The following is a 10,445-nucleotide window of genomic DNA, read 5'->3' as shown; positions in this document are numbered from 1 at the left end:
CCCCCACCCCCCGCAGCAACTGCGGCCGCATCGCCCCAGGCACCATCGGTTCCTGCGGGGGACGGCTTGAACTGGCTTCTGCAGGAGTTCACCGGCCGGGTCGCCGGTGTGACCCACGCCGTGCTGGTGTCGCGAGACGGGCTGAAGATGGCGGTGTCGGGCTTGGACACCGCTGGGGCCGACCGGGCTGCCGCGTGGATGTCCAGCCTGCACTCCCTGGCCCGGTCCGCCAGCACCCTCATCGGAGCCCCGGACGGAGGTTTCCGGCAGGTCGTGATCGAGGACGCCGGCTTCCTGGTGTTCGTTGTGAGCGCCGATTTCGCCGCCGCGGCGGGGCCCAGCCTCAAGTCCGGTGCCGAGTCTGGCCTGGTCGGCTGTGTACTCGGTGTCCTGGCCGAGCCAGACGCCGACGTCGGCAGGGTCGGCTACGAAATAGCCCTCCTGGTCAAGAGCGTGGCCGAGCACATGACCACCCCGACCCGCGGCGGCCACCGCACCGACGGGAACCGGTGACCATGCCCGACCCGGCTGGCGCACCGGAGTGGGACCAGGCGTGGGAGACCTGCGACGCCGAACAGGTGCGCCCCTACGCGATCACCGGCGGCCGGACCCGCCCGCAGCACTCAATGCGGCTGGTGACCCTGCTGGAGGCCGCCGACGCCGTACCCGTCCACGGGCTCGGTCCCGAGTCGGCCCGAGCAGTCGAGCTGTGCCGGGAGCGGCCATGTCCGGTCGCCGAGATCGCCGCCCGCCTCAGGCTCCCCGTCCAGGCCACCAAGATCGTCCTGTCCGATCTGATCGACCGCGGTGCCCTGGTCATGGCCCTGCACGGCCCAGGCGCCGACCACTTGCAGCTGTTGGAGGCTCTGCGGTCCGGCCTGGAAACGAGGCTGTCGCATGTCGCCTGACCGTACGGAGACCGCCGGACCCGGCAGACGCAATCCCACGCCCTTAACGGTGAAGATCATCATCAGTGGCGGGTTCGGGGTCGGCAAGACCACGATGATCGGCGCGGTCAGTGAGATCGACCCGCTGACCACCGAGGAGCAGCTCACCGTGGTCAGCGACGGCGTCGACTCCCTGGTCGGCGTGGAGGACAAGACCACCACCACCGTCGCGCTGGACTTCGGCCGCCTCACCTTCGACCAGCAACAGATGGTGCTGTACCTGTTCGGCACACCCGGCCAGGACCGCTACTGGTTCACCTGGGACGACCTCACCTACGGGGCGGTCGGCGCCGCGGTGTTGGTCGACACCCGCCGGCTGCCCGACAGCTTCGGCCCGGTCGGCTACTTCGAGCAGCGCGGCATTCCGTTCGTGGTCGCGATCAACGAGTTCGCCGATGCCCCGCACCACTACACAGCCGCCGAGGTCCGCCACGCCCTCGACATCGCCGGCCACGTGCCGATCGTGCGCTGCGATGCCCGCGACACGCGCTCGGCCATCACCGTGCTGCTGGCCCTGGTCGACCACGCACTCGCCCACCCGCCCCTACCTGAGCAGCCGCACCAGCCCATCGCCCAGGGAGCTTCTACATGAGATATGACGCCGACGCCGGTATGTCCATCCCCACCTGGCACGACACCGCCGGGCAGCGCATGAAACTGCTCGCCGAACTCGGCCTCGGCGCGGCCCCGGACGCCCAGTTCGACCGGTTCGCCGCCCAGATCTCCAGCACCTTCGCCGCCGAGCTCGGCGAACACGGTCAGAACCTGTACGCGATGGTGAACCTGTTCACCGAGCAGGAGCAGACGTTCGTCGGGCTGCACAACCCTCCAGGCATGCGCGCGGTGGACCGAACCATGCGGCCCGATCACGGGTTCTGTCCTGAATTGCTCGACCGCACCAAGGCGCTGATCCTGTCCGACGTCTGCGCCAACCCGCATTTCGCATCCAACCCGGTGGTCGACAAGCTGGGGGTCCGCACCTACGCCGGCGCACCGCTCATCCACGAGCCCACCGGGACCGTGCTGGGCACCGTGTGCGTCATCGGCACCGACCCGCTTCCCAGGGACACCGGCCACACCTCGCTCGCACTGATCAAGCGTCACCGCGACGCACTCATGGACGCGCTCGCGCAGCGAGCCGACACTCGCGGCCGCCACAGCTCCGGCGACACAAGCGGCTGAGACCAGTCCGCGGCGATGACGTCTGCCGGATCCGACCATCCGGCAGTGGGCCAAGTGGAAAGGGATGGTGTCCGTGTTCGAGATTGACGACCACCGGGACCTGCGCAAGGACGTCCGCGCCTTCGCCGAAGGAGACGTCGCACCCCGGGTTGCTGAGATGGAATCCTCCGCCGCCTTCGACCACGTCCTGCCCACCCGCATCGCCCGGCAGGGATGGATCGGGGTGACCATCCCCGGCGAATACGGCGGTATGGGCGCCGGGCACCTCGCCAAGACCATCGTGATCGAGGAATTGGCCCGGGTGAGCGGGGCGGCGGGCGCGATCGCGCAGGCGTCCCAGCTCGGCGTCGCCAAGATCCTGCATTTCGGCACCGAGCAGCAGAAGCAGCGATGGCTGCCGCCGATCGCGGCCGGCGCCTGCCTGCCCACCATCGCCACCACCGAAGAAGGCTCGGGCGGGCATGTGCTGGGGATGCGGGCCACCGCCCGCCGCGACGGCGACCACTACATCCTCAACGGCCGCAAACAGTACGTCGGCAACAGCCACGTTGCCGACGTGCACGGCGTCATCGTCCGCACCGGCGATGCCGACACCCGGCCCTCCAAGAGCCTGTCGGCGTTCCTGGTGAGGGCGGACCTGTCCGGCGTCCGGCTCATCCCGCACCAGCCCGCGATGGGCCTGCACGGATTCAGCTTCGGCGACATCGTATTCGAGGACGTCCGAGTTCCGATCTGCGACCGGCTCGGCGAGGAAGGCGACGGCCTTGACGTCGCCTACAGCTCATCGGTCCTGTACGGCCGACCGAACCTGACCGCAGTGTCTCTCGGCATCCATCAGGCCATCGTGGACTCGACCGTCGAGTTCGTGACCACCCGGGTCCGCTACGGCGCCCCGCTGGCCGACCTGCCCACCATCAAGCACAAACTCGGGCTGATGCAGCACCGACTCCTCACCGCGCGAGTGGCCGCCTACCACGCGGTGCACCTGCTCGACCACGGCGAACCCTGTGACGGGGAGCTGATGAGCGCCAAGTACGGCAACGTCGAGGCGGCGATGGACTCGGCCCGCACCGCGATGGAGATCCACGCAGCCGCCGGGCTGCGCAGCGGCCGGGAGGCACAGCGGTACTACCGCGATGCCGCCTGCATCTACGCCCCCGCCGGAACCGGCGACATCCAGCTCCTCCGTCTGGCCGAGACCGCCCTCGGTATCGAGCACGGCCCTCAATGGTCAGTCCGGTTCGCGCGCCTGACCGCTCTGAACCCCCAACCCAAACTCCACGAGCCCGCGGCATAACCGCCCGTTGAGACCGTCCTCCCCGTCCTGGCGCGGGGCGGGGAGGACACCCACTCGCCTTCCCCCGACCACCACAATCGACAGAAAAAGACGAGAAGTGAAGACAACCTCTCCCACCGCACCAGCAAAGATCCCGCCGTTGCGGGGCGACTTCGCTGATGCGATGCACGCCAAGTACGTCGCCAAGGACGGCCACAAGGCCAGCAAGCGCCGGATCTTGATCGTCCCCATCCTGCTTTTGACCGTCGGCATCGGCCTGGGCGCTGCGGCCCGAGCCGGTCTGTCCCCGACCTGGGCCTCGACGGTGACCGGCGCCCTGGCCGCCCTGATCGCCGGCTGGTCCGTCTGGGCTCTCTGGGTGGCGTTCCGCGTCGACCCGCTGCGGGACGTGGACTGGGCCACCGCCGACACCTACGAGCAGGAACTCACCTTCGGCCTGCACCCGGATGCCCGCGCCGCTCTGGCCCGCGCCCAAGACCAGGTCCGCCGGCGGTTGCCCTTCGCCGACCGCGTCCACCTGTACTCCCCCGACCAGCTGCCCAAGCACGACTGCACCCTCGACAAGACCGGCTGCGACTGCGCCCGCATGCGCGTCAACGCCGCGGTGCTGCCCAACCGGCGGCACCCGGTCATCCTGGTCGGCGACCGGCTCCTGGACGAGGCCGCTGCGCTGGCCTACGTCCTGGCACACGAGGTCAACCACGTCCGCCGCCCCTGGCTGCTGGTCTACGGCGCGCTGCAGGTGGTCACCTTGGCGGGCTGGCTGGGGATGGGCCTGGTCCTTCCCTGGCATGTCCTGGTCGTCGTCGCACCAGTCGTGTGGGTGGCGACCATGCTGCTGAGCTGGGTCAACGAACTCGCGGCCGACATCGCCGCCCGCACCACTGGCCCCGACGCCGCCCGCGCCTTCTGGACGATGCTGCGCGCCGCCCGCCCCACCCGCGCTGGCCTGTCCCGGCTCACCGGCGCCGTCATGGCGGTGCTGGCGCCGACGCATCCGCCGATCACACTGCGCGCGGCCCTGGCCGACCGCATCGCCCACCGCCCTCTTCCTTAACCCACAAACGCGTATGAAGACCTCGATATGAAAGGGCCCGCACGATGACCAAACTGCGGCTCAGCTACGTCAACATCGAGCACGGCGGCCGGACCGACGCCGGCTACTCCGCCTACTCCGGCGACGGCGGCCCCTACGACTACAGCAAGGTCACCGGGATGTTCCACGACGGCGACTGGCCCGACATAGCCGTGATCGGTGAGGGCGACCGGTACGAACTCAACGGGATGGAAGGCGCGTTCGAGGCCGCCGCCGCGCTGCGGGACGCGGGCGGGCCTGCCTACGTCCCGCACCCGTGCTCGCTGCCCCGCGAATGGGGCATGTTCGCCCCCGTCATCTACGTCAACCCGCAAAAGGTCGTGGTCCGCCGGTTCTACTCCCACCGGCTGCCCGACTTCGCGGCCCGCAACCGCAACCTGATGCTGTTCACGCTGCCCGGCCGCACCGACCCCATCCGGATCGCCGCCACGCATGGCGACATCTACTCCGGCGACACCCGCCTCGCCGACAACCGGCGGTTCGACCGGCTCGCCGACCCGGCCATCCCGTGCGCGCTCCTCGGTGATTGGAACACAGTCCCCTCAGGCCCCCACTTCGAGCCCACGGACATGAATAAGCCTGGCCTGCACAACCCGCGGGCGATCAACTACCGCGTCCAGTTCCAAGGCGGCGCCCGGCAGGCCGGCCCGCACATCTACGACACTCGCGCCCTGGACGCCCTGGTCGGATGGTGGAACCCCGACACCCAGCAGCGGGAGGGCGGCGTCGGCTTCCACCACGCCGCCGAACTCGCCCAGAACTTCACCCCCACACAGATCGAGCGGCCCAACGGCCGCCAGTGCCTGGTCATCGACGGCATCCTCCTCAACGACCCGCTTCGTGACGCCTACGTGCCCGGCTCGTACCGGGTCCACGACTTCTGCGACCCCGACAGCCCCGGTTCCGACCACAAACGCATCAGCGTGACGGTCGACATCTAGCCCGCGTGGGGTCCGCCCACGAGCGAAAAGGGACCAGATACCCGGTGGGCAGGCGCACGAGGGCCGCGCGCACGGATTGGCCGGACAGCCGGCGGACGGCGCCGTGGCCGAACACCCTCCGGCTGTCGTCGCTGGCCCCACTTTCCTCGCCCAGTTCGGGGGGCAACGGGTGGCGGGAGTCTCCGGCCGGAACGGACACGCGGCCCAGATATCTGACAAATCCACCGAGAGTGCATCACCGCCGCAACCATCCGTCGGCAGGACTCACCCCCAGCAGAAAGAGGGACAGACACCATGACCACCGATCACATCCGCGACACGACGTCCCACCCGCGCCCTGGCACCCGGCTGGTTGTGGTGACCGGCGTCCAGGGCTTCGTCGGCTCCCATCTGGCCGAGGCGCTGCTTGCCCGCCCGGAGGTCAGCGTCCTGGGGGTCGACTGGGTTGAGGCCGGTCGTGACCCTCGGACGGCCCCGTTCATCAACGACTTGTGCGGCAGGCCCGGATTCGAGTTGTTGTCGGCCGATGCCGGTGACCACGCGGTCGCGGCCCGGCTGGCGGCGGCGGACGCGGTGGTGCATCTGGCGGCTCCCACCGACGTGGCGGCCTCCTGGGGTACCGGGTTCGCAGATCAGACGGCGTCGCTGCTCGGCTCGCACCGTCTGCTGGACGCCTGCCGGGCCGCGGAGGTGCCGCGCGTGGTGGTGGCGTCCTCAGCGCACGTCTACGGGCCGACCGACGGGCTGGCGCGCGAGGAGGTACCGGCCGAGCCGACGTCGCCGTATGGGGTCACAAAGCTGGCGACCGAACGGCTGGCCGCCGCGTTCGCCCGTCGGCCGGGGTCGCGGATGAGCGCGGTGGCGTTGCGGTTCTTCACCGCGTTCGGGCCGCGCAGCAACCCCGACATGGTGGTGCCCCGGATGTTCCGGTCGGCGGTCACCGGCGCCCCGATGCCGCTGTTCGGCGATGGGAACACCGCGCACTCCTGGACCCACGTCGATGATCTGGTCGCCGGAGTGCTGAGCGCGATCGACCTGCCGTTGGAGGCGGGCCACGCCGAGACGGTGAACATCGCGGGCGCCGACACCGCGTCACTGCGGCAGGTCGGTGACCTGGTCGGGCAGATCGTCGGCCGTCCGGTGGTGTGGGAGCCCGCCGGGGACCGGCCGGGCGATGCCGCCGGGGTCCGCGCCGATCTCGCCCGCGCCCGCCGGGTGCTGGGGTTCACCCCCGCGGTCGGGCTGCGCGAGGGGTTGGAGTCGTTGTGGCCGCATCTGTGCACCCAGACGGCCCGGCCACGGCCGCTCCCGGCATGACCCCCGGACAGACCCCGGCCACCCCAACCCAAGAGGCGGTTCCCGTGATCGAATCCGAACAGCTCACCAGCTCGTCCGCGCGGCTGTACGGGTCGGCGAACGAATTGTGCGCGCAGGCGTGCGCGCGAGTCCTGGCCGAGGGACGGGCGGCCGCGCCGCGAGGGCTGCCGACCCGGGAGGTGCTCGGCTCGTCGCTGTGGCTGACCGCCCCCCGGGCCCGGCTGGTCGACCTGCCGCCGCACCGCGTCATCAACCCGGCGTTCGCAGTCGCCGAGACCCTGTGGATCCTGTCCGGCTCCGGTGAGGCGTGGATCCATGAGTTCAACGGTTCGCTTGCCGCCTACGTCGGGGATGGCCCGCCGCACGGCGCCTACGGTCCCCGCCTGCGGGCCTGGGCCGGGATCGACCAGTTCGACCAGGTCCGGCGGCTGCTGCTGGACGATCCCGATACCCGCCGCGCCGTTCTGACGATCTTCGACCCGGCCCGGGACCTGGCCGACGAACGCGACATCCCCTGCACGCTGGGCCACCGCTTCTACCTGAGGGAGGGCGTCTTGCACATGGTGACGTCGATGCGCAGCCAGGATGTGTGGCGGGGCCTGCCCTATGACATGTTCGCCGCGACGGTCCTGCTGGAGTTGATGGCCGGGTGGGTCGGAGCGCGAGCCGGCCGGTGGCAGCACCAGGTCGACTCCCTGCACCTGTACGCCCCGGAGTTCAACGCCGCCCGGCAGGTCGCGGCGACCGCGGGCCAGGCCACCGACCCGGCCACCCGGCCCATGGGGGCGCTGGCCGTCCCCTGGGAGGGCTTCGACGCCTGGGTTGCCCAGGTGATCGCCGGGGAGCGGGTGGGTGATCCGGCGTGGGACGACTTGGCGGACGTGATGGCCTCCTTCCGGCTGTGGCGGCGCGGTGACCGCGACGCCGCACGCAGTCGAGCTGGCGGGCCATGGGTGATGGCGGCGGCGCTGACCCGCTGGTATCACCGGGCCGTCGGCCGGTCCGCCGCGAAGGCCGCCTCATGAACGGGCCGGTACTGGGTCTGTGCTCCTTCACTCACGACTCGTCCGCTGCGCTGATCGCCGGCGGCAAGCTCATCGGCCTGGTCGAAGAGGAACGCCTGTCGGGCGTCAAGCACGACAAGTCCTACCCCGGGCGCGGGATCGACTGGCTGCTGCGCGAGGCGGGTCTTGGTCCCGGCGACATCGCGGCTGTCGCCCTGCACTTCCAGCACGACCTGTACCGCAAGGCTGCGCCCGCCGCGCTCGTCCACCTGCTACACCCGGCCACGGCCCGCCGGGCGATCCCGCGCGCCCGCTCCTTCCGTACCGTGGCGGGCAGTGAACGGGGCCGCTTGGAGTTGCTTCGCGGCCGGTTCCCCGCCGCCGCCATCCACCAGGTCCTGCACCACCGCGCGCACGGCCTGACCGCGTTCGCCTCCTCCGGCTTCGACGAGGCCGCGGTACTGGTGGTCGACAGCCTCGGCGAGACTCAGACCACCACCATCGCCCGCGGTCGCCTGGACCGGCGTGGCGTCCCGTCCTGGCAGACCGTCCGGGAGTTCGGTGACCCGGCGAGTCTCGGTTACGCCTACGGAGCGGTCACCCGGCATCTGGGCTGGCGTAAAGCCGACGAGGAAGGAACGGTGATGGCGCTGGCCGCGCTCGGTGACCCCGCCCGGTTCGCCGACCTGTTCCAGCGGGCGATCACCCTCACCTCCGGCGGGTTCTCCCTTGATCCGCGCCTGTTCCCGCTCCGCGTCATCTCCAGCCGGTGGGGTCGTGTCTCGCCGGAGTTCGTCGCCGCCACCTGCCCGCCCCGCGCGCACGGCGAGGAGATCACCCAGGTGCACATGGACTTGGCGGCGGCGCTGCAGCGACGCACTGAGGAGGTCATGACGTGGCTCGCCCTGACCGCCCGTCACGTCACCGGCTCGACGCGGCTGTGCGTCGGCGGCGGCGTGGCCATGAACTGTGTGGCGATCGGCAAGATCCTCGCGCACGGCGCGTTCGAGGAGGTGTACGTCCCGCCTGCTCCCGGTGACTCGGGGACCGCGCTCGGCGCCGCCCTGGCGGTCCTGGCCGACCGTGGCGAAGGCGTCCCCGCCGGGGTGCAGGGCGCCTGCTACCTCGGCCCCACCCCCTACGATGTCGGCGGCGCCGCCAGGCCCCGCGGCGAGGCGAGCGGCGTGCGGGTGGCTGAGCCCGCCACGCGGGTCGCCGCCGCGCTCGCCGCCGGGCAGATCGTCGGGGTGTGCGCCGGGCCGGTCGAGGCCGGGCCGCGCGCGCTGGGAAACCGGTCGATCCTGGCCTCCCCGCTGCTGCCCGACGTCATCGATCGACTCAACCACGACATCAAGTTCCGGGAGCCGTTCCGGCCGTTCGCCCCCGTCGTGCTGGCCGACCGCGCACACGAGTTCTTCGACCTCGGCGGGGCGTCATCGCCGTTCATGTCGATCGCCGTGCCCGGCACCCCGCGAGGCCGCTCCGACCTCCCGGCGGTGTTCCACCGCAACGGCCTGGCCCGCGTCCAGACCGTCACCTGTGAACGCAACCCGCTGCTGGCCGCGATCTTGTCCGCGTTCGCCGCCCGCACCGGCGTCCCCGTCCTGATCAACACCTCGCTGAACATCAAGGGCAAGCCGATCTGCGGGACCGCGGACATGGCCCTGGACTGCCTCACCGAGTCCGGGCTGGACGGCCTGCTGCTGGACGGCCACTGGTACACCAAGCACGCGCGGGAGGCAGGGTGAGGATCGGGTACAGCTTCTGGGGATTCCTCGGCGACGGGATCATCGACACCCCCGACGGGGGACGCTCCCACCGCCGCACCCTCATCGACGCCCTCATCGGGGCAGGCCATCAGATCGTGTTCCTGCAGGCCGACCGGGACCGCGCCGAAGCCGGCACCGGCCTGCCCTACATCTGGGAACCCGGCGGGTTCCCAGAGATCGACACGCTGATGCTGGAATGGCGATGGCCGATCGACCGCCGCAACACCACCCCGTGCCGAACCAGCGGCCACACCTGCGACCTGCACCGGCAGGCCGAACTGCTGGAGTTCTATACCGGCCAGGGCCTGCCGACGATCGTGTGGGACAAGGACCGGCAGTTCCGCTCCGACGACCCGTTGCGGGCGATGCAGAACGTGACGGTATGCGAGGCGGCGCTGCACCCGTCGCCGGGCGCGGTGCCGCTGCTGTTCCCCGTCGCCGACACCGCCCTGGACACCGCCGACCCGGCGGCCCTTACGGCGCGCGAACGCCGGTGGAGGCTCACCTACGTCGGTAACCAGTACGGCCGCGACGACTGCTTCGAGCGCTACTTCGCACCTGCCGCAGCCGCCCAACCCGATCACCTGGTCGCTGGGAAATGGACCGACACCGCCCGCTGGCCACACGTCCGCTTCATCGGCCGTGTCCCCTTCAGCCAGGTCATCGAGCTGTACGGGACATCACTGACCACGATCATGCTGCTCCCCGACCGGCACCTTGCCTCCGGGCAGATGACCCAACGCCTGTTCGAGGCCGTCCTGGCCGGATGCCTGCCCGTGTGCCCGGCCGAGTTCCGGTCCGCGCACCGCCTCGTCCCCACCCCTCTGATCGCCTCCAGCGGCCAGGAGGCCACCGAGCTCATCAGCGGCCTGGCCACCACCTGTCTCGTGGA

11 protein-coding genes are annotated in these 10,445 nt (G+C 70.8%); all 11 read left to right on the top strand.

Annotation, left to right across the window (positions count from 1 at the left end; translation table 11 throughout):
• The first annotated feature begins 66 nt into the window (after window positions 1-66).
• Window positions 67-513, top strand: coding sequence for a roadblock/LC7 domain-containing protein (locus tag ETD96_RS32895; RefSeq protein ID WP_138640383.1), 447 nt, complete (start codon window positions 67-69; stop codon window positions 511-513).
• A 2-nt stretch (window positions 514-515) separates the two neighbouring features.
• The gene (locus ETD96_RS32890) at window positions 516-908 is read left to right on the top strand and encodes a DUF742 domain-containing protein (RefSeq protein WP_138640382.1); all 393 of its coding nucleotides are present in this window, start codon (window positions 516-518) and stop codon (window positions 906-908) included.
• The gene (locus ETD96_RS32885; protein ID WP_138640381.1) at window positions 898-1,539 is read left to right on the top strand and encodes a GTP-binding protein; all 642 of its coding nucleotides are present in this window, start codon (window positions 898-900) and stop codon (window positions 1,537-1,539) included. The genes ETD96_RS32890 and ETD96_RS32885 overlap by 11 nt, the downstream gene beginning before the upstream one ends.
• Complete coding sequence (locus ETD96_RS32880; protein ID WP_138640380.1) at window positions 1,536-2,129, top strand: GAF domain-containing protein; 594 nt, start codon at window positions 1,536-1,538, stop codon at window positions 2,127-2,129. Before ETD96_RS32885 ends, ETD96_RS32880 begins: the two co-directional genes overlap by 4 nt.
• Before the next feature lie 64 nt (window positions 2,130-2,193).
• Window positions 2,194-3,426 carry an acyl-CoA dehydrogenase family protein gene (locus tag ETD96_RS32875; protein ID WP_138640379.1) on the top strand — a complete coding sequence of 411 codons (1,233 nt, stop codon included), beginning with the start codon at window positions 2,194-2,196 and terminating at the stop codon, window positions 3,424-3,426.
• A 163-nt stretch (window positions 3,427-3,589) separates the two neighbouring features.
• Window positions 3,590-4,483: a M48 family metalloprotease gene (locus ETD96_RS32870; protein ID WP_138640378.1), complete on the top strand. Its 894-nt coding sequence runs from the start codon at window positions 3,590-3,592 to the stop codon at window positions 4,481-4,483.
• 44 nt (window positions 4,484-4,527) lie between these two features.
• Window positions 4,528-5,463, top strand: a complete 936-nt coding sequence (locus tag ETD96_RS32865) for an endonuclease/exonuclease/phosphatase family protein (protein WP_138640377.1) — start codon at window positions 4,528-4,530, stop codon at window positions 5,461-5,463.
• A 294-nt stretch (window positions 5,464-5,757) separates the two neighbouring features.
• Window positions 5,758-6,780, top strand: coding sequence for an NAD-dependent epimerase/dehydratase family protein (locus tag ETD96_RS32860; RefSeq protein WP_138640376.1), 1,023 nt, complete (start codon window positions 5,758-5,760; stop codon window positions 6,778-6,780).
• 44 nt (window positions 6,781-6,824) lie between these two features.
• Window positions 6,825-7,805: a thymidylate synthase gene (locus ETD96_RS32855; RefSeq protein ID WP_205719564.1), complete on the top strand. Its 981-nt coding sequence runs from the start codon at window positions 6,825-6,827 to the stop codon at window positions 7,803-7,805.
• Window positions 7,802-9,532, top strand: coding sequence for a carbamoyltransferase family protein (locus tag ETD96_RS32850; RefSeq protein ID WP_138640374.1), 1,731 nt, complete (start codon window positions 7,802-7,804; stop codon window positions 9,530-9,532). The genes ETD96_RS32855 and ETD96_RS32850 overlap by 4 nt, the downstream gene beginning before the upstream one ends.
• Window positions 9,529-10,445: CgeB family protein (locus tag ETD96_RS32845; RefSeq protein WP_138640373.1), on the top strand; the 917-nt coding region annotated here is incomplete at its 3' end. The genes ETD96_RS32850 and ETD96_RS32845, both read left to right, overlap by 4 nt.

The organism is Actinomadura geliboluensis (assembly GCF_005889745.1).
In the GTDB taxonomy this organism is placed as follows: Bacteria; Actinomycetota; Actinomycetes; order Streptosporangiales; family Streptosporangiaceae; genus Spirillospora; species Spirillospora geliboluensis.
Note: the sequence above shows the minus strand (reverse complement) of the source record. Positions and strands in the feature narration are given on the sequence as shown.

Coding starts and splice junctions, on each gene's coding strand:
- ETD96_RS32850 (WP_138640374.1), top strand. CDS start 7,802: ATGAACGGGCCGGTACTGGGTCTGTGCTCCTTCACTCACGACTCGTCC.
- ETD96_RS32865 (WP_138640377.1), top strand. CDS start 4,528: ATGACCAAACTGCGGCTCAGCTACGTCAACATCGAGCACGGCGGCCGG.
- ETD96_RS32885 (WP_138640381.1), top strand. CDS start 898: ATGTCGCCTGACCGTACGGAGACCGCCGGACCCGGCAGACGCAATCCC.
- ETD96_RS32870 (WP_138640378.1), top strand. CDS start 3,590: ATGCACGCCAAGTACGTCGCCAAGGACGGCCACAAGGCCAGCAAGCGC.
- ETD96_RS32875 (WP_138640379.1), top strand. CDS start 2,194: ATGGTGTCCGTGTTCGAGATTGACGACCACCGGGACCTGCGCAAGGAC.
- ETD96_RS32880 (WP_138640380.1), top strand. CDS start 1,536: ATGAGATATGACGCCGACGCCGGTATGTCCATCCCCACCTGGCACGAC.
- ETD96_RS32890 (WP_138640382.1), top strand. CDS start 516: ATGCCCGACCCGGCTGGCGCACCGGAGTGGGACCAGGCGTGGGAGACC.
- ETD96_RS32860 (WP_138640376.1), top strand. CDS start 5,758: ATGACCACCGATCACATCCGCGACACGACGTCCCACCCGCGCCCTGGC.